This window comes from Pseudooceanicola sp. LIPI14-2-Ac024 (genome assembly GCF_042188925.1).
GTDB lineage: Bacteria > Pseudomonadota > Alphaproteobacteria > Rhodobacterales > Rhodobacteraceae > Pseudooceanicola.
In genome coordinates this window covers 4,195,508-4,220,856 of record NZ_CP170102.1, presented here as the reverse complement: position 1 = coordinate 4,220,856, position 25,349 = coordinate 4,195,508, and the positions used below count along the sequence as shown (strand labels likewise).

26 protein-coding genes, 1 tRNA gene and 1 pseudogene are annotated in these 25,349 nt (G+C 67.5%); 15 read left to right on the top strand and 13 right to left on the bottom strand.

Annotated elements, in window-relative coordinates; translation table 11 throughout:
* Nucleotides 1-48: 48 nt before the first annotated feature.
* On the top strand, nucleotides 49-1,848 hold the full coding sequence (locus tag ACE2AC_RS20725; RefSeq protein WP_375689865.1) for an ABC transporter transmembrane domain-containing protein: 1,800 nt from the start codon (nucleotides 49-51) through the stop codon (nucleotides 1,846-1,848).
* A gap of 6 nt (nucleotides 1,849-1,854) precedes the next feature.
* Here ACE2AC_RS20725 and ACE2AC_RS20720 read toward each other — a convergent pair whose 3' ends face one another.
* Nucleotides 1,855-2,328, bottom strand: a complete 474-nt coding sequence (locus ACE2AC_RS20720; RefSeq protein ID WP_375689863.1) for a GFA family protein — start codon at nucleotides 2,326-2,328, stop codon at nucleotides 1,855-1,857.
* Between the two features lie 271 nt (nucleotides 2,329-2,599).
* Between ACE2AC_RS20720 and ACE2AC_RS20715 the strand changes: the two genes are divergently transcribed.
* From ACE2AC_RS20715 to arsC, 3 genes and pseudogenes are all read left to right on the top strand, one after another.
* The gene (locus ACE2AC_RS20715) at nucleotides 2,600-2,938 is read left to right on the top strand and encodes a DUF952 domain-containing protein (RefSeq protein WP_375689861.1); all 339 of its coding nucleotides are present in this window, start codon (nucleotides 2,600-2,602) and stop codon (nucleotides 2,936-2,938) included.
* A pseudogene (locus ACE2AC_RS20710) lies at nucleotides 2,935-3,995 on the top strand (quinone-dependent dihydroorotate dehydrogenase). The gene ACE2AC_RS20715 and the pseudogene ACE2AC_RS20710 overlap by 4 nt, the downstream one beginning before the upstream one ends.
* Nucleotides 3,986-4,333: an arsenate reductase (glutaredoxin) gene (gene arsC / locus ACE2AC_RS20705; protein WP_375689859.1), complete on the top strand. Its 348-nt coding sequence runs from the start codon at nucleotides 3,986-3,988 to the stop codon at nucleotides 4,331-4,333. Before ACE2AC_RS20710 ends, arsC begins: the two are co-directional and overlap by 10 nt.
* A gap of 13 nt (nucleotides 4,334-4,346) precedes the next feature.
* Here the strand turns inward: arsC and ACE2AC_RS20700 are convergent, their stop codons facing one another.
* The 6 genes from ACE2AC_RS20700 to ACE2AC_RS20675 form a co-directional block, all read right to left on the bottom strand.
* Nucleotides 4,347-5,078: a hypothetical protein gene (locus ACE2AC_RS20700; RefSeq protein ID WP_375689857.1), complete on the bottom strand. Its 732-nt coding sequence runs from the start codon at nucleotides 5,076-5,078 to the stop codon at nucleotides 4,347-4,349.
* Nucleotides 5,079-5,253: 175 nt separating this feature from the next.
* Nucleotides 5,254-5,763, bottom strand: a complete 510-nt coding sequence (locus ACE2AC_RS20695) for a CarD family transcriptional regulator (RefSeq protein ID WP_375689855.1) — start codon at nucleotides 5,761-5,763, stop codon at nucleotides 5,254-5,256.
* A gap of 306 nt (nucleotides 5,764-6,069) precedes the next feature.
* A complete protein-coding gene (gene fdxA, locus ACE2AC_RS20690) occupies nucleotides 6,070-6,408 on the bottom strand; it encodes a ferredoxin FdxA (RefSeq protein WP_375689853.1) in 339 nt (112 codons plus the stop codon).
* Between the two features lie 56 nt (nucleotides 6,409-6,464).
* On the bottom strand, nucleotides 6,465-6,872 hold the full coding sequence (locus tag ACE2AC_RS20685; RefSeq protein ID WP_375689851.1) for an RNA-binding S4 domain-containing protein: 408 nt from the start codon (nucleotides 6,870-6,872) through the stop codon (nucleotides 6,465-6,467).
* 8 nt (nucleotides 6,873-6,880) lie between these two features.
* Nucleotides 6,881-9,769 (bottom strand): helicase-related protein, encoded by a 2,889-nt coding sequence (locus tag ACE2AC_RS20680; RefSeq protein ID WP_375689849.1) that lies wholly within the window; start codon nucleotides 9,767-9,769, stop codon nucleotides 6,881-6,883.
* A gap of 7 nt (nucleotides 9,770-9,776) precedes the next feature.
* The gene (locus ACE2AC_RS20675; RefSeq protein ID WP_375689847.1) at nucleotides 9,777-10,325 is read right to left on the bottom strand and encodes a tetratricopeptide repeat protein; all 549 of its coding nucleotides are present in this window, start codon (nucleotides 10,323-10,325) and stop codon (nucleotides 9,777-9,779) included.
* Nucleotides 10,326-10,411: 86 nt separating this feature from the next.
* Between ACE2AC_RS20675 and ACE2AC_RS20670 the strand changes: the two genes are divergently transcribed.
* Nucleotides 10,412-10,699 carry an SCP2 sterol-binding domain-containing protein gene (locus tag ACE2AC_RS20670; RefSeq protein ID WP_375689845.1) on the top strand — a complete coding sequence of 96 codons (288 nt, stop codon included), beginning with the start codon at nucleotides 10,412-10,414 and terminating at the stop codon, nucleotides 10,697-10,699.
* Complete coding sequence (locus ACE2AC_RS20665) at nucleotides 10,699-11,664, top strand: alpha/beta hydrolase (protein ID WP_375689843.1); 966 nt, start codon at nucleotides 10,699-10,701, stop codon at nucleotides 11,662-11,664. The genes ACE2AC_RS20670 and ACE2AC_RS20665 overlap by 1 nt, the downstream gene beginning before the upstream one ends.
* A gap of 24 nt (nucleotides 11,665-11,688) precedes the next feature.
* Here the strand turns inward: ACE2AC_RS20665 and ACE2AC_RS20660 are convergent, their stop codons facing one another.
* Entirely contained in the window at nucleotides 11,689-12,516 is an 828-nt protein-coding gene (locus ACE2AC_RS20660; protein WP_375689841.1) for a fumarylacetoacetate hydrolase family protein, read from the bottom strand.
* Nucleotides 12,517-12,731: 215 nt separating this feature from the next.
* On the opposite strand from ACE2AC_RS20660, the gene ACE2AC_RS20655 reads away from it, so the two are divergent.
* The 3 genes from ACE2AC_RS20655 (at nucleotide 12,732) to ACE2AC_RS20645 (ending at nucleotide 16,047) form a co-directional block, all read left to right on the top strand.
* The gene (locus tag ACE2AC_RS20655; protein WP_375689839.1) at nucleotides 12,732-14,552 is read left to right on the top strand and encodes a M3 family oligoendopeptidase; all 1,821 of its coding nucleotides are present in this window, start codon (nucleotides 12,732-12,734) and stop codon (nucleotides 14,550-14,552) included.
* Nucleotides 14,553-14,582: 30 nt separating this feature from the next.
* Nucleotides 14,583-14,801 (top strand): hypothetical protein, encoded by a 219-nt coding sequence (locus tag ACE2AC_RS20650; protein ID WP_375689837.1) that lies wholly within the window; start codon nucleotides 14,583-14,585, stop codon nucleotides 14,799-14,801.
* 70 nt (nucleotides 14,802-14,871) lie between these two features.
* Complete coding sequence (locus ACE2AC_RS20645; RefSeq protein WP_375689834.1) at nucleotides 14,872-16,047, top strand: dipeptidase; 1,176 nt, start codon at nucleotides 14,872-14,874, stop codon at nucleotides 16,045-16,047.
* A 72-nt stretch (nucleotides 16,048-16,119) separates the two neighbouring features.
* On the opposite strand, the gene rpoH is transcribed toward ACE2AC_RS20645, so the two are convergent.
* Complete coding sequence (gene rpoH, locus ACE2AC_RS20640; RefSeq protein ID WP_375689832.1) at nucleotides 16,120-17,022, bottom strand: RNA polymerase sigma factor RpoH; 903 nt, start codon at nucleotides 17,020-17,022, stop codon at nucleotides 16,120-16,122.
* A gap of 249 nt (nucleotides 17,023-17,271) precedes the next feature.
* Nucleotides 17,272-18,306 (bottom strand): RluA family pseudouridine synthase, encoded by a 1,035-nt coding sequence (locus ACE2AC_RS20635; protein WP_375689830.1) that lies wholly within the window; start codon nucleotides 18,304-18,306, stop codon nucleotides 17,272-17,274.
* Here ACE2AC_RS20635 and ACE2AC_RS20630 point away from each other — a divergent pair, their 5' ends adjacent.
* From ACE2AC_RS20630 to ACE2AC_RS20620, 3 genes are all read left to right on the top strand, one after another.
* The gene (locus ACE2AC_RS20630; RefSeq protein WP_375689828.1) at nucleotides 18,307-18,606 is read left to right on the top strand and encodes a DUF6476 family protein; all 300 of its coding nucleotides are present in this window, start codon (nucleotides 18,307-18,309) and stop codon (nucleotides 18,604-18,606) included.
* 3 nt (nucleotides 18,607-18,609) lie between these two features.
* Nucleotides 18,610-19,833 (top strand): glycosyltransferase, encoded by a 1,224-nt coding sequence (locus ACE2AC_RS20625; RefSeq protein ID WP_375689826.1) that lies wholly within the window; start codon nucleotides 18,610-18,612, stop codon nucleotides 19,831-19,833.
* 79 nt (nucleotides 19,834-19,912) lie between these two features.
* Entirely contained in the window at nucleotides 19,913-21,601 is a 1,689-nt protein-coding gene (locus tag ACE2AC_RS20620) for a SulP family inorganic anion transporter (protein ID WP_375689824.1), read from the top strand.
* A gap of 26 nt (nucleotides 21,602-21,627) precedes the next feature.
* On the opposite strand, the gene ACE2AC_RS20615 is transcribed toward ACE2AC_RS20620, so the two are convergent.
* Together ACE2AC_RS20615 and ACE2AC_RS20610 are read right to left on the bottom strand one after the other, a co-directional pair.
* Nucleotides 21,628-21,704, bottom strand: a tRNA-His gene (locus tag ACE2AC_RS20615).
* Between the two features lie 57 nt (nucleotides 21,705-21,761).
* Entirely contained in the window at nucleotides 21,762-22,241 is a 480-nt protein-coding gene (locus ACE2AC_RS20610) for a GNAT family N-acetyltransferase (protein WP_375689822.1), read from the bottom strand.
* Nucleotides 22,242-22,322: 81 nt separating this feature from the next.
* Between ACE2AC_RS20610 and ACE2AC_RS20605 the strand changes: the two genes are divergently transcribed.
* Entirely contained in the window at nucleotides 22,323-22,529 is a 207-nt protein-coding gene (locus ACE2AC_RS20605; protein WP_375689820.1) for a DUF6324 family protein, read from the top strand.
* A 3-nt stretch (nucleotides 22,530-22,532) separates the two neighbouring features.
* On the opposite strand, the gene ACE2AC_RS20600 is transcribed toward ACE2AC_RS20605, so the two are convergent.
* A complete protein-coding gene (locus ACE2AC_RS20600) occupies nucleotides 22,533-23,003 on the bottom strand; it encodes an MmcB family DNA repair protein (RefSeq protein ID WP_375689818.1) in 471 nt (156 codons plus the stop codon).
* A 110-nt stretch (nucleotides 23,004-23,113) separates the two neighbouring features.
* On the opposite strand from ACE2AC_RS20600, the gene ACE2AC_RS20595 reads away from it, so the two are divergent.
* A complete protein-coding gene (locus ACE2AC_RS20595) occupies nucleotides 23,114-24,421 on the top strand; it encodes a hypothetical protein (protein ID WP_375689816.1) in 1,308 nt (435 codons plus the stop codon).
* Nucleotides 24,422-24,425: 4 nt separating this feature from the next.
* Nucleotides 24,426-25,217 (top strand): hypothetical protein, encoded by a 792-nt coding sequence (locus ACE2AC_RS20590; protein WP_375689815.1) that lies wholly within the window; start codon nucleotides 24,426-24,428, stop codon nucleotides 25,215-25,217.
* Nucleotides 25,218-25,349: the final 132 nt, after the last annotated feature.

Sequence of the window (25,349 nt, the reverse complement as noted above, 5' to 3'; positions counted from 1 at the left end):
CCTTTGCCAACCCTTCTAGACACCGGCGACAGCCGCGAAGGAAGAGACATGGCACGCCAACCCGTTCCGTCCACGGACCAACAGGACCGCGCTTCGTCGCGGCAAGTGGGCGTGCTGGCCCAGCTCTGGCCCTTTGTCGCGCCCTACAAGCTGCTGCTGAGCCTTGCCGTGCTGGCGCTGGTGCTGACCGCCTCGGTCTCGCTGGTGTTGCCGCTGGCGGTGCGCCGGGTGGTCGACAACTTCGGCGGCGACGCCGGCGGCCTGCTCGACAAGTACTTTGCCGCCGCGGTCGGCGTTGCCCTGCTCCTCGCCGTCGGCACCGGGCTGCGCTATGCGCTGGTCACCCGGCTGGGCGAGAGGGTCGTGGCCAACATCCGCAAGGCCGTGTTCGGCCGGATGATCGGCATGTCGCCCGCCTTCTACGACGACGTGATGACCGGAGAGGTCCTGAGCCGGATCACCACCGACACCACGCTGGTGCAGACGGTGATAGGCTCCTCCGTCTCGATCGCGCTCCGCAACATGCTGATCTTCCTGGGCGGGCTGGCGATGCTGATGGTCACCTCGCCCAAGCTGACCGGGCTGGTGCTGCTGATCGTGCCGGTGGTGATCGTGCCGATCGTCACGCTGGGCCGCCGCCTGCGTCGTCTCAGCCGCGAGAACCAGGACTGGATCGCCGCCTCGTCCGGCAAGGCGTCCGAGGCGCTGCTGTCTGTGCAGACCGTGCAGGCCTACAGCCACGAAGAGCTGTCGCGGCAGGACTTCGACGCGGTGACCGAAGAGAGCTATCGCAAGGCCTGGACCCGCATCAAGACACGCTCGATGATGACCGTGATCGTGATCTTCCTGATCTTCTCGGGCGTGGTCGGCGTGCTCTGGATCGGGGCCCATGACGTGCGCGCGGGCACGATGACGACCGGCGCGCTGATCCAGTTCGTGATCTACGCGGTGATGGTCGCCGGATCGGTCGGGGCCCTGTCCGAGATCTCGGGCGAATTGCAACGCGCCGCCGGCGCGACGGAACGGCTGGTCGAGCTGATGGGGGCCGAGGACCGGGTCACCGATCCGGTGAACGCGCAGCCCCTGCCCGAACCGGCGCGGGGCGAGATCGTGTTCGACGACGTGCATTTCCATTACCCCGCCCGCCCGGACGCCCCCGCCCTCGAAGGCATCGACCTGGCGATCCGGCCGGGCGAGACGGTGGCACTGGTGGGGCCCTCGGGCGCGGGCAAGTCGACCATCATCCAGATGATCCTGCGCTTCTACGATCCCGAGCGCGGGGCGATCCGCCTGGACGGCACCGACCTGCGCGACCTCAACCGCAGCGCGTTCCGCCACCGCATCGCGCTGGTGCCGCAGGACCCGGTGATCTTTGCCGCCTCGGCCCGCGACAACATCCGCTTCAGCGCGCCCGAGGCCAGCGACGCGGAAGTCGAGGCCGCCGCAAAGGCCGCCGCCGCGCACGACTTCATCATGGCTTTGCCGCAGGGCTACGACAGCCCGCTCGGCGAACGCGGCGTGATGCTTTCGGGCGGCCAGAAGCAGCGCATCGCCATCGCCCGCGCCATCCTGCGCGATGCGCCGGTGCTGCTGCTGGACGAGGCGACATCGGCGCTCGACGCCGAAAGCGAGCGCCTGGTGCAGGAGGCGGTGGAGCGCGTGGCCCGCGAACGCACGACGATCATCGTCGCGCACCGGCTGGCCACGGTGAAAAAGGCCGACCGCATCCTCGTGATGGAGCACGGCCGCATCGTCGCGCAGGGCACGCACGATGCGCTGGTCGCGGAGGGCGGGCTTTACGCACGCCTCGCCCGGCTGCAGTTCACCGACGGGATCGCGGCCGAGTAGGCGCAGTCAAGTTGCGGACGCGGCCCGGTCGAGCACCCGCTGCCGCCGCTCCAGAGCCCAGTCCGGCCAGTGCGACGAGCGGCGGTAATACTGCTCCATCACCGGCACCCGGCCATCGAGCGCGATCCACGGCTGTTTGCTTTCGGTAAAGATGTGGATGTCGGGCGGATAGGCCCCCGGCACGGCCAGCGTGCCCACCCGGACAAAGGCAAAATCCGCCCCGGCCCCGGCATAATGGCTCCAGAGCGCGACGTGACAGCCCGGGCAGCGATGGATCACCTGCCCCAGCCCGCTTTCCGACGGCGTCTCGACCGCCTCGGTCCGGCCCTCGACCTCGAGGCACTCGGTCTCGATCAGCGCGTTCAGGGCAAAGGCGCTGCCGGTTTCCCGCTGGCACCAGCTGCAATGGCAGCAATGGGTAAAGAGCGGCTTGTCCAGCATCCGGAATGTCACGGCACCGCAGGTGCATCGTCCGTCCATGGGTCCTCCTCAGCGGTATCCAGGCCGCCGGCCCGTTCTGGTTGGTCCCGCAGGAGTATAGGGCGAATCCGGCGGGTCTTTGACGGATTCGTGCCGCAACCGGCACGGCTTCGCCTTTGCCTCGCCCCGGGGTGCAGCAAATCGGGCAAGGCAAATCATCCCGCCAGCCTGGGGTTTGGCCATCCGGCGCATAGCGGCCGGTCGGTCGTTCACCCGGACTTTCCGATATCAGCACCTTGACCACCGCACCCCGGCGCGGGCAATTGGGCGCATGTTGATCTACAAGATTTTCCGCGCGCCCGAATGGGCCGAAATGCAGGCCGCCGGCCACACCGCCGGGGCGCCGATCGACGTGGCCGATGGCTATGTCCATTTCTCGACCGCCGTGCAGGCGGCCGAAACCGCCGCCAAGCACTTCTCGGGCGAAACGGGGCTGGTGCTGCTGGCGCTCGATCCCGACACCCTGGGCGACGCGCTGAAATGGGAACCCTCGCGCGGCGGCGCGCTGTTCCCGCACCTCTACCGCACCCTGCGGATGGAGGATGTTCTCTGGTCTGTGCCCCTGCCCCTGAAGGACGGCGTGCACGTCTTCCCGGAGGACATGGCATGAAGACCATCGAACGGATCGGCCTCAAGGCGCTGTACCAGCTCGACCCCGAGACCGGGCACGGGCTGGCGCTCCGGGCCCTGCGGACCGGCCTTGTTCCACTTTCGGGCCGGGTCACCTCGCCCCGGCTGCGGACCGAGGTGGCCGGTCTGAAGCTTGCCAACCCGATCGGCCTGGCCGCCGGCTTCGACAAGAACGCCGAAGCGCTGTCGCCGCTGTCCAGGGCGGGCTTCGGCTTTATCGAGGTTGGTGCCGTCACCCCCGCCCGCAACCCGGCAACCCGCGCCCGCGGCTTTTCCGGCTGACCGAGGACCGGGCGGTGATCAACCGCTTCGGCTTCAACAACGACGGGATGGAGGCGGTGCGCGCACGGCTCGCCAAGCGGCCGAAGGACGCGGTGATCGGCCTGAACCTCGGCGCGAACAAGGACAGCGACGACCGGATGGCCGATTTCGGACGGGTGCTCGACTGCTGTGCCGGGCATCTCGACTTTGCCACGGTCAACGTATCGTCCCCCAACACCGAAAAGCTGCGCGACCTGCAGGGCAAGGACGCGCTCCGGCAGCTGCTGACCGGGGTGCTGGCGGTGCGCAACGGCACGCACCGGCGGCTGCCCGTGTTCCTCAAGATCTCGCCCGACCTCAGCCAGACGGAACTGAGCGACGTGGCCGAGGTCGCGCTGCAGACCGGAATCGACGCGATCATCGCCACCAACACCACGCTGAAACGCGCGGGCCTCAGGACCGAGGATGCCGAGAACCTGCAGGGCGGGCTGTCGGGCGCGCCCCTGTTCCACCATTCCACCCGCATCCTCGCGCACCTGTCGCAGATGCTCGACGGGCGGATCCCGCTGATCGGGGTCGGCGGCGTGTCCTCGGCCGCCGAGGCATACGCCAAGATCTGCGCCGGCGCCTCGGCGGTGCAGCTCTACTCCGCACTGATCTACGGCGGCATGTCGCTGGGGGCCGAGATCGCCCGCGGCCTTGACGAGCTGCTGGCCCGCGACGGGTTCGACAACGTCTCCCAGGCGGTCGGCTGGCACCGGGAGGAATGGCTGTGAACCTGGTGATCTGGCACAACCCGCGCTGCAGCAAGTCGCGCCAGACGCTGGCGCTGCTGCAGGACCACGGGGCCACGCCCGAGGTACGGCTCTACCTCGACGACGCGCCGACGACAGCGGAATTGTCCGATGTCCTGGCGAAACTGGGCATGACGCCGTCACAGCTCCTCCGCCGGAGAGAGGCCGAGTTCAAGGCACTTGGCCTCAAGGACGCCGACGACGCCGCGATCCTGGCCGCGATGGCCGCGCATCCCCGCCTGATCGAACGCCCAATCGTGATCAACGGGGACCGGGCGGTCCTGGGGCGTCCGCCGGAACAGGTGCTGGAGCTTCTTTGAGGACCCTTTGCGGTCAGTCGAAGTAGGTTTCGGACTGGCGCAGCACACCCAGGGACAGGCCCGCGATCACGCCCATCACCAGCAGTTCCCCGCCATCCTCGAGCAGCCCGATCAGGGCGTCGTGCTGGTCCACGAAGATGCTGTGCAACATGTCGACGAAACCGCCAAAGACGGTCAGACCCGCGAAACAGGCGATCGCCACGACCAAGAGCCCGATGTCGCCCGGCCGCCTCTGACGCAGGGCGTGGATCAGGACGACCAGCAGGACCGCCCCGGCAAGCCCCCATGCCAGCAGTTCGCCCACGTCCTGCCCGCGCAAGCCAAGGCGATCCTCGAGGCCGAGCAGCGGGATCAGCTTGCCCGCCATCTTCTCGTGGTACTGGATGGAATCGTCCATCCAGAGGAAACCGCAGACCGCCGCGCAGAACACGGCCGCGCGCGAACCGGAGACCATGGCGCTGACGACGAAGAGCATCATCGACAGGAACAGCAGGCCATAACCGAAATGCGCGGCCAGGTTGCCCTCGCCCGTGACGTTGAAGTTGTTCCAGATCATCCGGCCCAGCTTCACGTCCTGCGGCATCAGCAGGCCGGCGACGTGCAAGGCGATGATCGCGGCGCAGCAGGACAGGACCAGGGTCGCGAAACGACGGGTGATGCCGTCACCCCAAACCAGGCGCGCAAGGCTTGAGACCTCCTCCCGCACCACGCCGAGAGGCGGCTCTGCAATATGGTCAGTCTGCATGTCTCACTCCGATCCGCGATCAGCACGTCCGGAATAGGGTGACGTTTTTTACAAAAAGTTCAAATAGTTGTTACATTATTTTTACATATAGCCTCGGCGCGTGACGTCGATTGCACAAAATAATAGGCCACACCCGGCGGATGTGGCCTTTGCTGTTCCGGGATGTCCGGGCGGGTCAGGCCGCGCGCGACACCAGCACGTCGTCCACCTGCTTGGCGGCGGCGACCTCGTCCCCGCCGGACACGGCGGCGACTTCGCGGGTCAGGCGCTCAAGCGCGGCTTCGTAGAGCTGGCGCTCCGAGTAGCTCTGCTCGCGCTGGTCGTCGTTGCGGTGCAGGTCGCGCACCACTTCGGCGATGGCGATCAGGTCGCCCGAATTGATCTTCTGTTCGTATTCCTGGGCCCGGCGCGACCACATCGCGCGCTTCACCTTGGCCTTGCCCTTCAGAGTGGTCATCGCTTTGGACACCACGTCGGGGCTGGAAAGCGAACGCATCCCGACCTCGGCCGCCTTATTCGTCGGCACGCGGAGGGTCATCTTGTCCTTTTCGAACGAGATCACGAACAGCTCCAGCTGAATACCGGCAATCTCCTGTTTTTCGATGGACACGATCTGACCCACGCCATGCGCGGGGTAGACGACGTAGTCATTCGGACGGAATTCGTTCTTCTTCATTTTGGTCACACAGTCCTTCCTCGAGCCTGCAAGCGTGTGATCCGGACAGAAGGAACGCAGAACCCCGGCGCCGAGGCCCGTGGGCCACCACGCCAGTCCATGCGTCTATCCGGATTTCCGTGTGGCGGTCAGCAGCATCCGCGTACGGGAATGTAGGCAGTCTTGGTCATTTGCGAAGTGCACCATACCACGAATCTTGCCGCCAAGGAAGGGCATCGCCCTCTAGCGCCCCGTTTTCGCTGGAAAATCGCCGGGATTTGATCGCATTTGACGTTGCGTCTGCGCGGAATCCTGCCGTGAAGCCGACCGAATCGCTCAACCGCCCTCGCCCGGCGTCTCGCTGAAGTACTTTTCCAGCTTGCCGGTTTCGCCGTCACGTTCCTCGGCCTCGGGCAGAGGGTCCTTGCGGGTGATGATCACCGGCCACTGTTCGGCGTACTTGCGATTGAACTCGACCCACTTCTCCATGTCCGGCTCGGTGTCCGGACGGATCGCGTCGGCGGGGCATTCCGGTTCGCAGACGCCGCAGTCGATGCACTCGTCCGGGTGGATCACCAGCATGTTCTCGCCTTCGTAGAAGCAGTCCACCGGGCAGACTTCGACGCAGTCGGTGTACTTGCAGGCGATACAGTTGTCGTTGACGATGTAGGTCATGATGCGGTTGCCCCGGACGGTGGGTAGTCACCGGCTAGCTAACGCGCGCATCCGGATCATTCAAGCGCCCGGCTGCGATCAAGATCGAGTTTCCTGCGGTCGCGCTTTGTCGGGCGCGCATTTCCTTCATTCCGCTGGATAGGTGCGACATTTTCCTGCGGATTTTCCGGCCGCTCGGTGTCGAGATCATCGTAGAGCGCCTGCGCCTCGGTCGCCGGGCCGCGACGGAGACCCAGGGCAAGGACGCGGACCATGCGGATCCGGTTGCCCTGTGGAAACACCAGCACGTCGCCCGCACCCACCCCGTGCGAGGCCTTGGCGATCTTGGCGCCGTTGACCCTGACGTGCCCCCCGGTGGCAAGGGCGGCGGCAAGGCTGCGGCTCTTCACGAACCGGGCCTGCCACAGCCACTTGTCGACGCGGAGTTTCTCTTTTGCCCGGCCCTCTTGCGGATCGGAGCTCATCTGCGGCCTCAGGTCTTGTCCTTCAGCCCCATCAGCGCGGCGGCGAAGGGGTTGTCCGGATCGATCCGGTCTTTCGACGGCTTGGGACCGGAGGAGAAGTTCTTGGGCCCGGACTCGCGCTTGGGTCCCTTGCCGCGGGCGCCCTTCGGCTTGCCCTGCTGCGGACGGCCCTTGCCCGACGGCTTGCCGCCCGGCGCGCGTTGCCCCTGTTCACCCTGCGGCTTGCCGCGGCCATGCTGGGGGCGGTTGCCTTGCGGGCGCTGACGGCTCCAGGTGAAGGTGTAGAACACCTCGAGTTCCGGCGCCTCGGCATCGGTCGAAGCTTCGGCCGCGATCTCGCCCGCGGCTTCGGTCACCGGAACGGCATCTGCCGGGGCTTCCTCGGCTGACGCGTCCGCGACCGGTTCAGCGGGTGCGGCATCAGCAGGCGTCGCGTCGGCCGGAGCAGGTTCCTCGGCCGGGGTTTCGGCCGCGGCTTCCGGCGTCTCTTCAGCCGCTTGCGCCTCGACCTTCACCTTGTCGCGTTCACCGCGCTCGGCCTTGTAGCCCAGCCCCTGCATCAGGTCGGCGAACTGGTCCAGCGTCATCCCGGTGATCGAGAGCATGTCGGCCTTGGCTTCGAACCCGCCGCGGCTGTCCTCGCTCCGCAGCATGTCGGCCAGGCGTTCCAGCATGTCGATACGGATCGCGCGGGCGCCTGCCTCGCGGTAACCCGCCATGGCGTGATAGCCCTCGGGCGTGCCCTCGACGACCGGCACGGTGACAAGCCCCGGCGGCGGCGCTTCGGGGAACTCGTCCAGCTTGTTGGCCAGCGACCACAGCACCAGCCGCAGCCGGGTCGGCGCGGGCTTGAGCAGGAGCGGCATGAAAATGGTGAACTGACCGAAGCGGACGCCATGCTTGCGCAGGGCGCCACGGGCGTCCTGGTCCAGCGCCTTGACGTCGTCGGCGACCTTCTGGCGCGGCAGGATGCCCAGCCCCTCGACCATCTGGAACGCAAAGCCGCGGGCCATGCCGGCCAGCGCCTCGTCGCGCTGCAGACCCAGCAGCGGCTCGAACAGCGCGGCGATCTTGCGGTCGATGAAATGCTGCAAGCGGCGCTGCACCTTCTGCGCGACGTCGTGGCCGGCGGCCTCGTCGACGAAGGCCACCACCTGCGGCCGCAGCGGGTCGTCGCCGGCGGTCAGTTTCCCGACCGCATCCGCGCCCCACATCAGGCCACCCTGTTCGGTGAAATCGATCTCGGTGTCCGGCGCGTTGTAGAACCGGTCCGCCCGCAGGTGGAAATGCGGCGCCAGCGCCTGCGCGCTTGCCTGCGCGACCGCCTTTGCCTCCTGCCCCTCCGCGCTCTTGTCCTGACGGAACCGGAAACCCTCAAGACGGCCGACAAATTCGCCCTCGACCGTCACTTCGCCCTTGTCGTTCACTTCGGCCACCAAGGCCTCCTTCTGCTTCAACCGCCGCAGGAGCACGCTCGTCCGCCGGTCGACAAATCTCTGCGTCAGACGCTCGTGGAGTGCATCCGACAGTCGGTCTTCTACCGCGCGGGTTTCCCCGCGCCAATGGGATTCGTCCGCAACCCACCCTGCGCGTTGCGCCACGTAGGTCCAGGTCCGAATATAGGCCAGACGTTTCGACAGCGCATCAATGTCGCCATCGACCCGGTCGATCCGGCGGATATGTGCAGCGAGCCAATCGTCCGGAATGACTGCATCATCATGCAGATAGACGAAGAGCCTTTCCAGCAGCCCCGCGTGTTCATGATGGCTGATCCCGCGGAAATCCGGCACCCGGCACACGTCCCAGAGCCGCCGGACCGAGGTCGCGTTGCCGGTGCGTGCCTGAATTTCAGGACCCTGCGCCAAGGCTTTCAGCGCCATGAGATCGTCAGCCTCGCGCGCCTTGGCGAGGATCGGGTCGTTCGGGCCCCGTTCGAGCGAGGCGATCAGCCCGTCGACCGACCCGAAGTTCAGTTCGGAGTTGCGCCACAGAAGCTTCCGCAAGGGCGTGAAGCTGTGGTCCATGATGGCCTCGGCCACCTCGTCGTCGAGCGGCGGCGCCTCGCCGGTCACACCGAAGGTGCCGTCGGTCATGCCGCGCCCCGCCCGCCCGGCGATCTGGGCAAGTTCATTCGGCGCGAGGTGGCGCATCCGGCGGCCGTCGAACTTAGTCAGGGACGAGAACGCGACGTGGTTGATGTCGAGGTTCAGGCCCATCCCGATCGCGTCCGTCGCCACGAGGTAGTCGACATCGCCGTTCTGGTAGAGCGCCACCTGCGCGTTGCGCGTTCGCGGGCTGAGCGCGCCCATCACCACCGCCGCGCCGCCTTTCTGGCGGCGGATCAGCTCGGCAATCGCATAGACATTCTCAACCGAGAATCCGACGATCGCGCTTCTTTCCGGCATTCGACTTAACTTTTTCGAACCTGCATAGGTCAGCTGGCTCATCCGCTCGCGCCGCAGGAACTGGGCCTTGGGCACCAGCGCCGAAATCGTCTGCCGCATGGTGTCCGAGCCGAGGAACAGCGTCTCGTGCAGACCGCGCGATCGCAGCAGGCGGTCCGTGAACACGTGCCCACGTTCCGGATCGGCGCAAAGCTGGATCTCGTCGATCGCGACGAAGTCGGCGCCCATGCCCTCGGGCATCGCCTCGACCGTGCAGACCCAGTACTGGGTGCGCGGCGGGACGATCCGTTCCTCTCCGGTGACGAGCGCGACGACCGACGGGCCGCGCAAGGCGACGATGCGGTCGTAGACCTCCCGCGCGAGCAGCCGCAGCGGCAACCCGATGATGCCGGTGCGATGACCCAGCATCCGCTCGATCGCATAGGTGGTCTTTCCGGTATTCGTCGGGCCGAGGACCGCAGTGATCCCGCCCCGCTCGGCCAGCGATGTCATTCAGGCCTCAGATGTCGATGCCGTTCGCGCGGACAGCCAGGCGCTCGTGACCGGCCTGCGCATCCGCGTGGTTGGGATGCAGCGAAAGCACCCGGGAGTAAAGCGCATAGGCGTCATCGACCCGGTCGAGACTCTCCATCACCACGGCAAGCCCGTAGATCGCGCCGAAATGGTCGGGGTTCAGCGCCAGCGTCATTTCCAGGTCGTGCAGCGCAAGGCCGTATTCCTCTTCCTGGAAGAATGCCATGGCGCGGGTGTGCCAGCCCTCGGCAAAGTCGGGCGCGTGATCCGTCAGCGCAGACAGGTGCCCGATAGCGGTATCCACGTCCCCGGCCTCGAGCGCGTCTTTGCCGCGTTTCAGCAACAGGTCCATCGTCGGCGAGCCGGAGTTCGCCCAGTCCATCCGGATCTGGCGCTCCAACCGATCCGCTTCGGCTGGATCGGCCCCCTGCAACTGGTCTAGAAGGGAGGCACCGGAGTCGTCCTGAGCGACAGCGGCCCCGGACAGGACCACCAGCGCGGCCAGTGCCGCAACGGCATTTTTGAAAATGTGCATAGACGCGACCATAACGGTTTCAGTGTAGCTTGCCGCACGGCTCATGTAAGCCCTCTCGCGGCGATTTCGAGGAAGGAACGCGAAAAATGAGCGAAGATTTGAACGCGGCTGCGGCCAAGCTGAACGAAAAACTGGGTGGCGGCTTTGACGGCGTCGCGAAATTCGTGATCGAGGGCGAAGGCGCGATCATGGTCGACAGCGACGGCGCCCGGGTTGGCGACGAAGAGGCCGACGTCACGATGACCGCCTCGAAGGAAACGTTCCTCGACATGCTGTCGGGCGACCTGAACCCCACCTCGGCCTTCATGACCGGCAAGCTCAGCGTCGATGGCGACATGGGCAAGGCGATGGCACTCGGCTCCGCGCTGGCCTGATGGACGGCTCCCGCACGGACGAAGCGCCGTTCTTCTCGGACGTCGATGACGGCCCGGAAGGCGGTCGCGCCTACTGGCTGCACGCCGACGACGGCGTGCGCATCCGTGCGGGTGTCTGGCCGCTGGACGGTGCGAAGGGCACCGTCCTGCTGTTCCCGGGCCGGACGGAATACATCGAGAAGTACGGCCGCGCGGCAGGCGACTTGGCCGCGCGCGGCTATGCCACCCTTGCGATCGACTGGCGCGGCCAGGGGATTGCCGAACGGCTGGTGGACGATCCGCTGAAAGGCCATGTCGGGGTGTTCTCCGACTACCAGCGCGATGTCCGGGCCGTGCTGGCGCTGGCCGCCACGCTCGACCTGCCGCAGCCCTGGCACCTGATCGGTCACTCGATGGGCGGATGCATCGGCCTGCGCGCTCTGCACGAGGGGCTGCCGGTCGCCTCGGCCGTGTTCACCGGGCCGATGTGGGGCATCCTGATTCCCGCCGCGATGCGCCCCGTCGCGTGGCTTTTGTCCTCGACCGCCAGCCTGATGGGCCTCGGCGGCGGATATGCGCCCGGCACGGTGCGCGACGCCTACGTGCTGGCGAACCCGTTCGAGGGCAACAACCTGACCAAAGACCGGGAGATGTACGATTACATGATCCGGCAGACCCGCGCCCACCCTGATGTGGCGCTGGCCGGTCCGACGCTCAACTGGCTTTACGAGGCGCTGAAGGAAACCCGCGACCTCGCCCGCCTGCGCGCCCCGGCCTATCCCTGCCTGACCTTTGTCGGCGCGGACGAGGACATCGTCGACGTGCCGGCGATCGAGGCGCAGATCGCCAAGTGGCCCGGCGCCCGGCTGGAACATGTTCCGCTGGGCGAACACGAGGTCATGATGGATGGCGTCGCGGCGCGGACGCGCCTGTTCGACGCCATGGCCGCGCATTTCGATGCCCACGGAGAACCGGCGCGGGGCTGACCCCGCGCCCCCCGCCCCGGCGGATCAGTCTGCCCGAACCTCCTGCCGCTGGGTGCCGAGGCCCTGGACCGACAGCTCCATCACATCGCCCGCCTTGAGGAACTGCTGCGGTTTCATCCCCATGCCCACGCCCGGCGGCGTGCCGGTCGCGATGATGTCGCCCGGCTCAAGTCGCATCATCTGGCTCAGATAGCTGATGACATGGGCCACGCCAAAGATCATCGCGGCGGTGCTGCCGGTCTGGCGCCGCTGCCCGTTGACGTCGCAGGACAGGGCCAGGTTCTGAGGATCGGCAACCTCGTCCGGCGTGACGACCCAGGGCCCCACGGGCCCGAAGGTGTCGCAGCTCTTGCCCTTGGTCCACTGGCCGCCGCGTTCGGACTGGAAGTGCCGTTCGCTGACGTCGTTCACGATGGTGTAGCCCGCCACATGGGACAGCGCCTCGGCCTCCGAGACGTACTTTGCCTCGCGCCCGATGACGACGCCCAGCTCGACCTCCCAGTCGCCCTTCTGCGAGCCGCGCGGCAGGACGACGGTGTCGTTCGGCCCGATCAGGGCCGAGGTCGCTTTCATGAAGACGATGGGCTCCTCGGGGATCGGCATGCCCGATTCGGCGGCGTGGTCGGAATAGTTCAGCCCGATGCAGATCATCTTGCCCACGCCCGCCACCGGAATGCCGAGGCGCGGCTGCCCCTCGACCAGCGGCAGGCTGTCGATGTCGAAGGCCGGCGGCGCGGCGAGGATCGCGCCGGTCAGGTCCGGCACCACGCCCGACAGGTCGCGAATCTGTCCGTCCGTGTCCAGAACTCCGGGCTTTTCCGCCCCCGGTTCGCCGTAGCGCAGGAATTTCATGGGTCCCTCCCTTTGGGTTCCGGCGGAGGGTTGCCCAGCGGGCGTCGGAGCGCAAGGGAAACGGTGGCGTCTGGCGCGGCGGCGGAGGGGGGCGCTGCCCCCCGGCCTGCGGCCCCCCCCGGGATACGGAACCAGAGGAAGGGCGGGCGCGGGGTTGAGGCGATGCGCGCGGGGCCTTATCTCTGGGCGAAACCAGAGCCGAAAGGACCCAGCCCATGTTCACCCTGCCCTTCCCCCTTCGCGACGCCAACGCCAGTTCCGGGGGCAAGGACCTGGGCGACCTGCCCGAGTGGGACCTGACCGACCTCTACGCCGCGCCGGACGCGGCCGAGGTGAAGCGCGACCTCGACTGGCTGGAAGAAGCCTGCAAGAGCTTTGCCGCCGACTACGAGGGCAAGCTGGGCACGCTGGACGCCGAGGGGTTCCTGGACTGCGTGAAGCGCAACGAGCGCATCCAGAGCGTCGCCGGGCGCATCATGTCCTACGCCGGTCTGCGCTACTACCAGATGACCATCGACGCGGGCCGGGCCAAGTTCATGTCCGACATGCAGGACAAGATCACCACCTTCACGACGCCGCTGGTGTTCTTCACCCTCGAACTGAACCGCCTGCCGGACGATTTCCTCGACGGCCTCTTTGCCGCGAATGCCGAACTGGCACGCTACAAGCCGGTCTTCGACCGCATCCGCGCGATGAAGCCCTACCAGCTGTCTGACGAGCTCGAGAAGTTCCTGCACGACCTCGGCGTGGTCGGCGATGCCTGGGAGAAGCTGTTCGACGAGACCATCGCGGGCCTGACCTTCGAGGTAGACGGCGAAGAGCTGAACATCGAGGGCACGCTGAACCTTCTGACCGATCAGGATCGCGACGCGCGCGAGGCGGCGGCGCACGAACTGGCGCGGGTGTTCGAGGCGAACATCCGTACCTTTGCCCGGGTGCACAACACCCAGGCCAAGGAAAAGGAGGTCCTCGATCGCTGGCGTGGCATGCCGACCGCGCAGACCGCCCGCCACCTGTCGAACGACGTGGAGCCCGAGGTGGTCGAAGCGCTGCGCAACGCGGTTGTCGCGGCCTATCCGAAGCTGTCGCACCGGTACTACGAGCTCAAGCGCAAGTGGCTGGGCCTCGACACCATGCAGGTCTGGGACCGCAACGCCCCGCTGCCGGCCGAGGAGGTGCGGACCGTCGACTGGGCGCAGGCGCGCGAGATGGTGATGGGTGCCTACGGCGCCTTCGATCCGCGAATGGCCGAAATCGCCGAGCCGTTCTTTGACAAGGGCTGGATCGACGCCGGGGTGAAGCCGGGCAAGGCGCCGGGTGCCTTCGCGCATCCCACCGTGACCGACGTGCACCCCTACGTGATGCTCAACTACCTGGGCAAACCGCGCGACGTGATGACCCTGGCGCACGAGCTGGGCCACGGCGTGCACCAGGTGCTGGCCGCGGGCCAGGGCGAGATGCTGTCGTCGACGCCCCTGACGCTGGCCGAGACCGCGTCTGTCTTTGGCGAGATGCTGACCTTCCGCCGGTTGCTCGACAACGCCAAGGATCAGAAGGAACGCAAGACCCTGCTGGCCGGCAAGGTCGAGGACATGATCAACACGGTCGTCAGGCAGATTGCCTTCTACGACTTCGAATGCAAGCTGCACGAGGCGCGGCGCGGCGGAGAGCTGACGCCCGACGACATCAACGCGATCTGGATGTCGGTGCAGGCCGAAAGCCTCGGGCCGGCGTTCGAGTTCATGGACGGGTACGAAACCTTCTGGGCCTACATCCCGCACTTCATCCACTCGCCCTTCTACGTATACGCCTATGCCTTCGGCGACGGGCTGGTGAACGCGCTCTACGCGGTCTACCGGGAACAGCCCGAGGGCTTCCAGGACAAGTATTTCGAGATGCTGAAGGCGGGCGGGTCCAAGCACCACAAGGCGCTGCTCGCGCCGTTTGGCCTCGATGCCACCGACCCGGCGTTCTGGGACAAGGGCCTGTCGATGATCTCGGACATGATCGACGAGCTCGAGGCGATGGAGGACTGATTGGGGGTCAAGCGGTCCATCAAGTCACGCATGCACCGCTTCCTCGTCAAGGCCCGGCGGACGCTGCCGCCGGGCACCCGGATCGTCCTGGGCATCGTGCTGATCTGCCTTGGCTTTCTCGGCTTCCTGCCGATCCTGGGTTTCTGGATGATCCCGCTGGGCGCGATGCTCGCCTGGCTGGACATCGGGCCGTGGTGGCGGGCGCTCAAGGCGCGGCGCGGCCGAAAGATCACCCCGCCGCGCGACTGACGTCGCGTCCCGGATGACGTGAACGTCAACCTCGCCCTAGGGTGCGCACACCAGCACAAGGGAGGGTTGCATGGGTCTTGTCAGAAAATCGATTCTCGGGGTCGGGATCGTGCTTGTCGTGGGCGCGGTCAGCGTGGTCTGTTTCGCGCCCGGCATCGTCGAGGACGGCATGAATCCGGTGGCCGAGCATGACCCCTACCCAGTGTCGGCCGAGGCGCAGACGCTGCATAACAGCCTGATCGTCGGCGACTGGCATTCAGACAGCCTGCTTTGGAAACGCGACCTGACCGAGCGGATGGAACGCGGGCAGGTCGATTTCCCGCGCCTGCGCGAGGGCGGATCGGCGATCCAGGTGTTCACCACCGTGACCAAGAGCCCGGCGGGCCAGAACTACGAAGAGAACTCGGCGGACGCGTCGGACAACATCACCCTGCTCGCCACGCTGTCGCTCTGGCCGCCGCGGACCTGGAATGATCTGACCGAGCGTGCGCTCTACCAGTCCGAGAAGCTGCACGATTTCGCGGCCCGCGACGGCAAGGTGCGGATTGTGCGGACGCGCGCAGACCTCGACGCGGCACTCGAGGAACGGGCGGCCGACCGCGACGTGCTGATCGCGGTCCTCGGGACCGAAGGTGGCCACCCGCTGAAGGGCGAGATGGGCAACATGGACCTGATGGACGAGGCCGGGTTCCGCGTCTTTGGCCTGCAGCATTTCTTCGACAACGAACTTGGCGGGTCCCTGCACGGCCTGTCGAACGCCGGGCTGACCGATTTCGGGCGCCAGGTGGTGGAAGAGGTCGCGAAACGTGGCATGGTGCTCGACCTCGCGCATTCCTCGCCCCGGGTGGTGGAAGAGACGCTCGACATGGTCGACATGCCGGTGATCGTCAGCCACGGCGGGCTGTTTTCCTTCTGCGAGGTCAAGCGCAACCTGCCCGATGCCCTGATGAAACGCGTGGCCGAGGGCGGCGGCGTGATCGGCATGGGCTACTGGGGCGACGTGACCTGTGGTGACGACTCGCCGGCGGGCGTGGCCGCGATGATCGCCGCGGCGGTCGAGGTGGTGGGCGAGGATCACGTCTCGCTCGGGTCGGATTACGACGGATCGGTGGCCACCGGGTTCGACACCTCCGAGCTGCCGGCGCTGACCCAGGCGCTGATGGATGAAGGGCTGACAGACGATCAGATCGCCAAGGTTATGGGCGGCAACATGGTGCGCGTGCTGCGCGCGCGGTTGCCGCAGTAACCCCATCGTCCCAAAGCAAAAGCGGCGGAGCAATCGCTTGCCCCGCCGCCTTCATCATCCGGTTTTGACGCTTCAGGCGTCCTCGGTCGCCAGCATGCCTTTTTCGGACGCCAGGTCGCGCATCCGCTTCTGCAGCTTCTCGAAGGCGCGCACCTCGATCTGGCGGATGCGTTCGCGGCTGACCCCGTAGTCCTCCGAGAGATCCTCGAGCGTGATGTTCTCTTCCGAGAGCCGACGCTTGGTCAGGATGTCCTTCTCGCGGTCGTTCAGCACATCCATCGCCTCGACCAGGAGCTCGCGCCGGGCGTCCAACTCGTCGCGTTCGGCATAGTCCTCGGCCTGGTTGGCGCCTTCATCCTCGAGCCAGTCCTGCCACTGCATGGAGCTTTCGCCGTCGCCGCCCACCTGGGCATTGAGCGAGGCATCGCCCCCGGACAGACGCCGGTTCATCGAGATCACCTCGTCCTCGGTCACGCCCAGATCGTTGGCGATCTGCTTGACGTTGTCGGGGTGCAGGTCGCCCTCTTCGAGCGCGCCGATGCGGGCCTTGGCCTTGCGCAGGTTGAAGAACAGCTTCTTCTGCGCCGAGGTGGTGCCGAGCTTCACCAAGCTCCAGGACCGCAAGATGTATTCCTGGATCGAGGCGCGGATCCACCACATGGCATAGGTGGCCAGGCGGAAGCCCTTCTCGGGGTCAAAGCGCTTCACCGCCTGCATCAGGCCGACGTTGGCCTCGGAAATCACCTCGGCCTGCGGCAGTCCGTAGCCGCGGTAGCCCATGGCGATCTTGGCGGCGAGCCGCAGGTGCGACGTGACCAGCTTGTGGGCCGAGGTCGCGTCCTGGTCTTCGACCCAGCGTTTCGCCAGCATGTATTCTTCTTCGGGTTCCAGAAGCGGAAACTTCCGGATCTCCTGGAGGTAGCGGTTCAGGCCGCCTTCCGGCGTCGGTGCCGGCAGATTTGCATAATTGCTCACACCCTGTCCTTTTCGTCCCAGTGCCCAATGTTTATGGGCTTAACATCCAGATAGGTAGGCAACGGGGGCCATTCAAGAACCCTGCGTCGACTGTATTAACGTATGGTGAAGGAGTTTCCGTCGCTTTCAGCTCAGGTTACGGAATTCTCACGGGAAATTGCGAAACTGGTGAACATCACAGCCCTCGTTCGAAGGGCCACCAATGAACCACATGGGCGCGGCGGCGGGAATTCCTCACCTGCGCGCAAGTCATGTGCGCTGTGGGTCGGATCCGCGCAGAAGCGCCAGCAGGCCCGCCATGTCGCCGGGCATCTCCGCTTCGAAGCGCAGGGTCTCGCCGGTGCGGGGATGGACAAAGCCCAGCACCGCCGCGTGCAGCGCCTGCCGGGGAAAGCGCTGCAGCGCCTCGGCCGCGACCTGCCCGATCTCGGCCGTGCGCACCTTGCGGCCCGCGCCGTAGACCGGATCGCCGATCAACCCGTGGCCGGTGTAAGCCATGTGCACCCGGATCTGGTGCGTCCGCCCGGTCTCGAGCCGGCACTCCAGCAGCGCCGCGGTGCCGCCGAACGGTTCGACCACGCGGGCCCGGGTCACCGCGCGCCGACCGCCCGACCACATCACCGCCTGCTTCTGGCGGTCGGTGCGGTGGCGCCCGATCTCTGTCGCGATCCGCATCACGCCGCCGGGTTCGAAGCTGACCCCGCGCAGACCGCGCAGGCGCGGTTCGGCCGCGTCGGGGACGCCGTGGCAGATCGCGTTGTAGGCCCGTTCGACGCTGTGATCGGCGAACTGCGCGGACAGCCCGTGATGGGCCATGTCGGACTTGGCGATGACCAGCAGGCCGCTGGTTTCCTTGTCGATCCGGTGCACGATGCCGGGCCGCTTCTCACCGCCGATGCCCGCGAGCGTGTCACCGCAATGGGCCAGCAGGGCGTTCACCAGCGTCCCCGAGGGCGAGCCGGGGGCGGGATGCACCACCATGCCCGCGGGCTTCATCAGGACGATCAGGTCGTCGTCCTCGTACCGGATGTCGAGGGGTATCGCCTCGGCCGTCACGGCGACCTCGGCCGCCTCTTCTAGCGTGATCTCGACCAGGTCGCCCTCGGCCACCTTGGCCTTGGGGTCTGCCGCCACCGTGCCACCGACGCGGATCGCGCCATCGGCGATCAGCCGGGCCAGCCTCGTGCGCGACAGGGCAGCCGCCTCTGGCACATCGCGGGCCAGCGCCTTATCAAGGCGACCGGGCGGATCGGCTGCGATCCGAAAGCTGAGGGTGTCAGACATATGGCCAGTACCGAGGATCCGGGGCCGGAACCCGCCAACCTGCGTTTCCTGCGCCGGCTGGTGACGGTCCTGACCGTGGTGATGATGGCAGGGCTGATAATCCTCATCGCGTTGATTGTCATCCGTTTCCGCGACACCGCCCCGCCCCTGCCCGAAGATATCGTGCTGCCCGACGGGGCCAACCCCGCTGCGGTGACCGTGGCCGAGGGAATGGTGCTGGTGGTGAGCGAGGACGGGCGTCTCTTCGTCTATGACCGGCTGACCGGCCAGCTGCGCCAGACCATCCCGCTGGCGGAGTGAGCGATGCCGGACCGGCGCAGGCTGCTTTACATCTGCCCCGAATTCCCGCCCTCGCGGGCCACCGGGGCGATCCGGGCCGCGCGGTTCGCGGCGCATCTGCCGGACCATGGCTGGGACCCGGTTGTCCTGACGCTCCGCGATCACCGGCCCGAGGTCGTGGTGCCCGGCGCCGCGGTGCAGCCGGTGCCAACTGACCCGGTGCAGCGGGTGCCCCTTCCCCTCTCTCCCGCCGCCGATGATGCGCCGCCCTTTCACTCCGAATGGCTGCCGTTCGGAGAGGCAATGGCCGATGTCCCGCGCCTGACCCGTGCCGGGCATGCGGCGATCGCGGCACACCGCCCCGAGGCGATCATGGTGAACGCGCCGCCGAACGCCTTCTGCCTGACCGCCGGGCGACTGGCCCGCGCCCATGGCCTGCCGCTGGTCATCGACCACCGCGACCCCTGGATGCCCTGCGACCAGCGCGGCCCGCGCCGCCCGTTCTGGACCCGCGTGCTCGAGGGTCCGGCCGAGCGCCGCCTGGTGAAACAGGCTGCCGCCGTGATCCTGAACACCGAACGCGCCCGCGACGCTTACCGCACCTATTACCCGCAGGTTCTGGCCGGCCGGTTCCACGCGATCCGCAACGCGATGGCCGACAACTTCTTCGACGGGCCCGCGATGGCGCCCTTTCCGGTCTTCACCCTACTCTATCCCGGCAGCTTCGGGCCCTATGTCTCGGCCCTGCCGGTGGTCGAGCTGGCCCGCGAACTGGCGCAGCGGGGCCTGACGCCCGAACAGCTGCGCATCGTCCTGACCGCCCAGCCACGCGGCGGACCGGCACCGGACGAACCGGCGGCGCGGCTGATCCAGGTGATCGACCGGGTTCCGCAACACGCGATGGGGCCGTTGATGCTGGCCGCCGACATGCTGCTGGCGGTCTCGCAACGCTCGACCCTGCGCCTGCCGCTCAAGACCTTCGACATCCTGCAATCGACCCGGCCCGTGATCCTGTTCCAGCAGGTCCCGAACCCCGAACTCGAGGCACTCTATGCCGCCGCCGGGGCCGGTGACGTGCTGAACGCGGGCGAGATCACCCGCGCCGCGGACATCGTCTGCGCCACCATGGCGGCCGGGCGGCACCCCGAGCGCCCGCGCGACCCGGCCGTGCTCGACCCGCTGCGGATCGGCCCGGCAACCGCGGCGCTGGCCGGCATCCTCGACGACGTGACGGGCGCGCCCGCCTGAACACGCCCCGGACGGTTGGGGATTGACGTCATCCCGCGCCGCCGGTTGACTGACCCTCGGTCAATCCCTCGGGACAAAGATGCGGCTCGAACCCAATCCCCTCAAGACCCTGAACGTGGACCTGGGCGCCGGCCTCGCCCTGGCGCTGGTGTCGATCCCGGGCGGGCTGGCCTATGCGCTGGTCGCCGGGGTGAACCCGATCTACGGCGTCTACACCAGCATGGTCGCCACCGTGGTCGCCGCGCTGATCGGCAGCTCCTCTCTCATGGTGGTCACGCTGACCAACGCGCTGGCACTCGTCACCGCGGACCAGATCCTCGACTACACCGGCGAGGTCGAGACGGTGCGCGTGCTGATGACACTCACCTTCCTCACAGGGGTGATGATGGCGCTCCTCGGCGCGCTGAACCTCGGCAGCGTGATCCGCTTCGTGTCGAAGGAGGTCATGGCCGGCTTCATCTTTGCCACCGCCCTGCTGATCGTGCTGGGACAGTTGAAGGACCTCGTCGGCTACGCCTCGCTGCGCGACGGCAACAAGCTGGTGAAGGCCGCCGACATCCTGCGCCACGCGGCGGACTGGACCTGGCCCGCCGCCCTGCTGGGATTCGCCGCCATTGCCGCGCTCTTTGCCCTGAAGGCCACGCGCCTCGCCCGGTTTTCCGACATCATCGTGATCGTCGCGGTGTCGCTCGTCGTGCTGCTGCCCGCCTTCGCCTCGGTCCAGACGGTGGCCGACATCGCCGACGTGCCGCGCGGCCTGGCGGCGCTGCCCGCGCCGATCCTGCCGGACTTCTCGGTCGTGCCGCTCCTGCTCGGCGGGGCCTTCGCGGCGACCGTGGTGGGCCTTTCGGAAAGCTCGGGCCTCGCCGCCGCCTATCCGAACCCGAACGGCACACGCTCCAACGTCTCGCGCGATTTCCTGGGCCAGGGGTGCGCCAACATCGTGGGGGCGTTCTTTCACGGGATGCCCGCCAGCGGATCTCTGTCGCGCACCGGGATCGTCGCGGGCGCCGGGGCGCGCACCCGGTTCGCGAACATCTATTCGGGCCTCCTGCTCGCCGTGATCCTGGTCCTCTTCGGGAACGGGGCGGAATACATCCCCCTCACCGGCCTGGCCGCCCTGCTGACGGTCGTGGGACTGACCGTGACGATCCGCGAAGGCCAGGTGCTGATCCGGGCCTGGCGCACGTCGCTGGCCGGGACGCTGATCGCGCTGACCACCATCGTGGTCGGCGTGCTCGACGATCTGACGGCGGCGATCTTTGCCGGCGTGATCCTGTCGCTGCTGCTGGAAACCGTGCGCGCCGCGCGACGGTTCCGGGTGGTGGAACTGGTGCGCGATCCCGACGGTCACTGGCGCGAACAGCCCGCCCCACGCGAGGTGCCGCCCGGCAAGGTGACCGTGATCGACCTGCGCGGCACCCTGAACTTCGCCTCGTACTACGATTTCGACAGCCTCCTGCCCCGGCCCGACACGGGCGCCGACGCCGTGCTGATCCTGCGCCTGCGCGACCGCGAGGTCGAAAGCCTGACCAGCATCGAATGGCTCGAAACCTATGTCGACAAGATGGCCCGCGCGGGCGGGCGGGTGGTGCTCTCCGAGGTGACGGAGGCGACGTTGGCGGTGCTGAAGGCGACGGGGGCCGAGGTGCGGCTGGGGGCCGCGAACATCTACCCCGCGACCGACGTGTTCTACGACGCGACCGAACGCGCCGTGGCCGAGGCCACATCGCCCGCGCCGAAAACGCCCGATGCGGCTGTCATCTGAGCGGTTGACCGTCGAAATGGGGGAAGTGGTACCGCCTCCCTGGCTTGAACAGGGGACCTCTGGATCCACAATCCAGCGCTCTAACCAACTGAGCTAAGGCGGCACGTGGAGGGCCATGTAGCCCCCTGCGCCGACGATTGCAAGGGCCTTGCCGCGAGGTTCAGAGCGTGCGGCTCCACGTCACTTCGACAAGGCCCCGGCCATAGCTGCGCACCGGGCGCCGTGCCCCTTCCACCCATCCCGTCCGGGCATAGAGAGCGCAGGCCGCGCGGTGACTTTCATGGGTCCACAGGACCATCCGACGCGCGCCGTTCGCCCGCGCGACATCCAGCGCGGCCGCCAGCATCCGGGGCGCAAGGCCGGTGCCGCGCCACTCGGGTTCCACCAGAAACATGCGGATTTGACCAGTGTCGTCGTCGTACCGGGTCGAAAAGATGCTGCCGACGCGGCCCTCCGAGGCTTCGGCGACGATTCCCCGCTCGCGCGGATCGGCGCGCCGCAGGATCGCGGTGGCCGCCGCGCGCACCACCTCGGCGAACCTGCCGTCAAAGCCTTCGTCCTGCCGGTAGAGGCGGTCGTGAACCTCGACCAGCCAGTCGAGGTCGGGTTCGGCAAAGGGACGCAGGCGGGGCACTTCCATCCCCCGATCTGGCCCGGGCATGGCTTGCAATTCAAGCCTTGCGGGCGTAATTCCATCGCCCAGCCGGAACAGGATACGACCATGGGCATCGACACAGAACGCGACATCGAGGCGAACCTCCAGATCGGGCCGACCGACAAGGGCATGGTGCGGCTGTTCATCGAGGCCGACGGCATCGAGATCCCGATGGACTTCGACCCCGACGAGGCCGAGGAAATCGCCGAGGAAATCCGTGCCGCAGCTGACGCCGCCCGCAAGGCCGGCGGCCGGAAGGGCAAGCGCCGCTAGACGCTACTCCACCGCGAACCCGGTCCGTGGATCGCGCCAGCCCTGCAGCCGTCGGGCCGCGTCGCGGGCAAACTTGCGGGTAATCACCTTGCGCCGGGCCGCCGCGAGCGGCACCTCGGGCGCATCGCGCAAGAGCTCTGCCCCGTAACCGTCGGCCACGATCAGCCCGGTCCCCTCGGGCAGCAGCGCCTGCGGGAAATCCACGTCCACCGCCCAGAAGAAGCGGTCACACCAGTCGAGGTAGCCGTCCCACTTGGCATCCGACATGAAGTCGGCCCGGCTCGACTTGCATTCCACCACCCAGATCTCGCCCTTCGGCCCGATCGCGATCACGTCCACCCTTTTGCCCCGCTCGGGCACGAATTCCTCGAGGCAGGCAAAGTCGAGCGCGTCGGACAGGAACCGGCAGACCCCGCGGGCAAGGACCTGGCCCGGCTGCGGTGCGGGCGGAATGATGGGGACGGCGTCGGACATGGGCAAAGGATCGAACATTTCATGAACAAACGCAACCCGCGCGGCTGTGATTTGGCCTCGCCCCGCCGCGGCCTTATGTTAACCAACTGACATTCCCACCGGGGCACCGCATGAGCGACCAGACCAACAGCCGCGCCAACGAGGCGCGCGAACTCGAAGGCCACCTGTCGGTTCTCGACACTTTCACGGGCACCGCGCTCGGCGTGTTGGCGGTGGCCTCGGGGATCTACACCTACCTCGGCGTCTCGACCCTGCTGGACGGCGACGGCGCGATGACGAGCTTTGCCGCCATCGCCTATTCGACCGCCGTGTCGGTCGGCATCTTCGTCTTCTGGTCCTACATGATGCGCCTGTTGCCCGCGATGCGGACGGCACGCACCCGGTTCGCGCTCTTCGGGGCCATGGGGCTGGGATCGCTCGCGATCATCGCCATGTCGTCCTGGCTGAATGCGGCGGCGCTGGCCGGTGCGGCGGCGGTGGAACAGCACATGGCCGAGACGGTGCAGGACTACCAGGGATCGCTGGAACGCGCACATGAGATCGCGCTGTCGGCGCAGGCGCTTGAGCGTGACGTCGCCCGGACGCGGCAATCGTTCGAGGATCTTTCGGAACAGGAGGCTGACGGCGGCCTTTCGGGCCTTGCCGGACGCGGCGCGGTGTTCCGGGTGCTGCGTCAGAAGGCGGCGGAGCTGACCGCGCTCGAGGCACAGATCGCGGCCCAGTCGGGCCAGGTCGACGCGGCCTTCGACACTGGTAACGAGCTCCTGTCGCGGATGCGGGCCCTGACGGTCGAGCCCGGCCCGGTCGAAGGCCGTTCGGTCGAATTCTCCGAGCTTGCCGTGCGGCTGGCCGGGATCATCAGCCAGCTTCGCCAGCTTTCCGTCGCGCCGCTGGTGCAGCGGGCGGCTCAGGACCTCTCGGCCTCGGTCGTGCTGCCCGAACTCGATGGTGCGACCGAAGGCAACCGCGTGGCGCAGGGCGCGACGATCGAGTCGGTGCTGCAGGTGCTAGGCCAGCGCGCCGCGACACTGGAAAACGCGGCTCAGGAGGTCATCGCCATGCCGCCGCCCGCTGACACGACCTATACCCCTGTATCGGCTGCAGACGCGGTGATCATGTACGGCCGGAATTTCATCCCGTCATGGGCGGGCGCCATCGCCATCGACCTGCTGCCCGCCGTCCTGGTCCTGATCCTCGCCATCACCCACGGCGCGATCCGGTCGTCGAAAGAAGGCTTGCCGATCGAAGAGACGATGACCGTGGCCCAGATGCGCGCCGCGCTGCACGCGGCCCGCGCGGTGGACCTTGAACTGGAGGGCGAGGCATCGCCGCGTCAGGGTCCGCCCGCACCGCCCGAAGTCGCACCCGACGAGCGTCCGCGCGTGCACGAGGTGCCGCAGCCGGCACGCGGGGCCTGATCCGATGGAGGACGCGACGCCGCGCCGCGGCCCGCCCGTCCGCCGGGCGCTGACGGCGATCCTGATATTCCAGCTGGGCCTTGCCGCGTTGCTGGTCTTTGGCGATGTCGGCACCGACTTCGCCCTGCCCGCGCGCGGCCCTGCCGTCCCTGCCTTTGACCAGCCGACGCGCCCCGGCGACCAGACGCGGAAGTTCGACCCGGCCGGGTTCCCGATCACGCGCCCCGCCCCCGGCGGCCCAGACACGCGCCCGTCGGGACCGATGCCCGAGCGCCTGACGCTCGACGCGACGGCGGATGACCTGATCCTGACCGGCACCATCGCGGCCGGTGACGGCGAGCGGCTCAAGTCCATGATCGCCGACCGCCTCGCCACCTGGCCCGGCACCCTGCCCCGCGTGGTCCTCAACTCTCCCGGCGGGTCGGTCAGCGATGCGCTGACTCTTGGCCGGGCGATCCGCGACACCGGGCTGGCCACCCTGGTCCGTGACACCGACATCTGCCTGTCGGCCTGTCCCTACCTCTTTGCTGCCGGGACCGAACGCACCGCCGCCGCCAGCGCCCGCATCGGTGTCCACCAGCACTATTTCGGCGAGAACACCCTGCTGCCCGCCTTCACCGCCGTGTCGGATATCCAGCGCGGCCAGGGCGCGGTGATGCGCTACCTCGACGAGATGGGCGTCGATCCGATGCTGATGGTCCCGGGCCTCGCGACGCCGCCGAACGAGATCTACCTCCTCCAGCCCGAGGAACTGACGCGGTACGATCTGGCCACCGCCATCGACGGCGAAAGCTGAGCGGCGGAGCGCCGCAAAAGGCGGCTTGATCGAACATTAGCGACCCGACGCGCGCCTGCCCCTTGCCGGGTGGGCCGCGCACCACTAGATGGGGCTTCAGGCGGGTTCTGCCCTTCCCGTGAACGGTGACAT

Excerpts from the sequence above, each read along its gene's own strand:
- ACE2AC_RS20590 (WP_375689815.1), top strand. The coding sequence starts at position 24,426 with ATGGAGGACGCGACGCCGCGCCGCGGCCCGCCCGTCCGCCGGGCGCTG.
- ACE2AC_RS20625 (WP_375689826.1), top strand. The coding sequence starts at position 18,610 with ATGCCGGACCGGCGCAGGCTGCTTTACATCTGCCCCGAATTCCCGCCC.
- ACE2AC_RS20670 (WP_375689845.1), top strand. The coding sequence starts at position 10,412 with ATGAGCGAAGATTTGAACGCGGCTGCGGCCAAGCTGAACGAAAAACTG.
- ACE2AC_RS20655 (WP_375689839.1), top strand. The coding sequence starts at position 12,732 with ATGTTCACCCTGCCCTTCCCCCTTCGCGACGCCAACGCCAGTTCCGGG.
- ACE2AC_RS20675 (WP_375689847.1), bottom strand. The coding sequence starts at position 10,325 with ATGCACATTTTCAAAAATGCCGTTGCGGCACTGGCCGCGCTGGTGGTC.
- ACE2AC_RS20620 (WP_375689824.1), top strand. The coding sequence starts at position 19,913 with ATGCGGCTCGAACCCAATCCCCTCAAGACCCTGAACGTGGACCTGGGC.
- ACE2AC_RS20645 (WP_375689834.1), top strand. The coding sequence starts at position 14,872 with ATGGGTCTTGTCAGAAAATCGATTCTCGGGGTCGGGATCGTGCTTGTC.
- ACE2AC_RS20600 (WP_375689818.1), bottom strand. The coding sequence starts at position 23,003 with ATGTCCGACGCCGTCCCCATCATTCCGCCCGCACCGCAGCCGGGCCAG.
- ACE2AC_RS20630 (WP_375689828.1), top strand. The coding sequence starts at position 18,307 with ATGGCCAGTACCGAGGATCCGGGGCCGGAACCCGCCAACCTGCGTTTC.
- ACE2AC_RS20725 (WP_375689865.1), top strand. The coding sequence starts at position 49 with ATGGCACGCCAACCCGTTCCGTCCACGGACCAACAGGACCGCGCTTCG.
- ACE2AC_RS20665 (WP_375689843.1), top strand. The coding sequence starts at position 10,699 with ATGGACGGCTCCCGCACGGACGAAGCGCCGTTCTTCTCGGACGTCGAT.
- ACE2AC_RS20610 (WP_375689822.1), bottom strand. The coding sequence starts at position 22,241 with ATGGAAGTGCCCCGCCTGCGTCCCTTTGCCGAACCCGACCTCGACTGG.
- ACE2AC_RS20595 (WP_375689816.1), top strand. The coding sequence starts at position 23,114 with ATGAGCGACCAGACCAACAGCCGCGCCAACGAGGCGCGCGAACTCGAA.
- ACE2AC_RS20650 (WP_375689837.1), top strand. The coding sequence starts at position 14,583 with ATGCACCGCTTCCTCGTCAAGGCCCGGCGGACGCTGCCGCCGGGCACC.
- ACE2AC_RS20680 (WP_375689849.1), bottom strand. The coding sequence starts at position 9,769 with ATGACATCGCTGGCCGAGCGGGGCGGGATCACTGCGGTCCTCGGCCCG.
- arsC (WP_375689859.1), top strand. The coding sequence starts at position 3,986 with ATGGCTGTGAACCTGGTGATCTGGCACAACCCGCGCTGCAGCAAGTCG.
- ACE2AC_RS20685 (WP_375689851.1), bottom strand. The coding sequence starts at position 6,872 with ATGAGCTCCGATCCGCAAGAGGGCCGGGCAAAAGAGAAACTCCGCGTC.
- ACE2AC_RS20605 (WP_375689820.1), top strand. The coding sequence starts at position 22,323 with ATGGGCATCGACACAGAACGCGACATCGAGGCGAACCTCCAGATCGGG.
- ACE2AC_RS20715 (WP_375689861.1), top strand. The coding sequence starts at position 2,600 with ATGTTGATCTACAAGATTTTCCGCGCGCCCGAATGGGCCGAAATGCAG.
- ACE2AC_RS20700 (WP_375689857.1), bottom strand. The coding sequence starts at position 5,078 with ATGCAGACTGACCATATTGCAGAGCCGCCTCTCGGCGTGGTGCGGGAG.
- ACE2AC_RS20660 (WP_375689841.1), bottom strand. The coding sequence starts at position 12,516 with ATGAAATTCCTGCGCTACGGCGAACCGGGGGCGGAAAAGCCCGGAGTT.
- ACE2AC_RS20720 (WP_375689863.1), bottom strand. The coding sequence starts at position 2,328 with ATGGACGGACGATGCACCTGCGGTGCCGTGACATTCCGGATGCTGGAC.
- fdxA (WP_375689853.1), bottom strand. The coding sequence starts at position 6,408 with ATGACCTACATCGTCAACGACAACTGTATCGCCTGCAAGTACACCGAC.
- ACE2AC_RS20635 (WP_375689830.1), bottom strand. The coding sequence starts at position 18,306 with ATGTCTGACACCCTCAGCTTTCGGATCGCAGCCGATCCGCCCGGTCGC.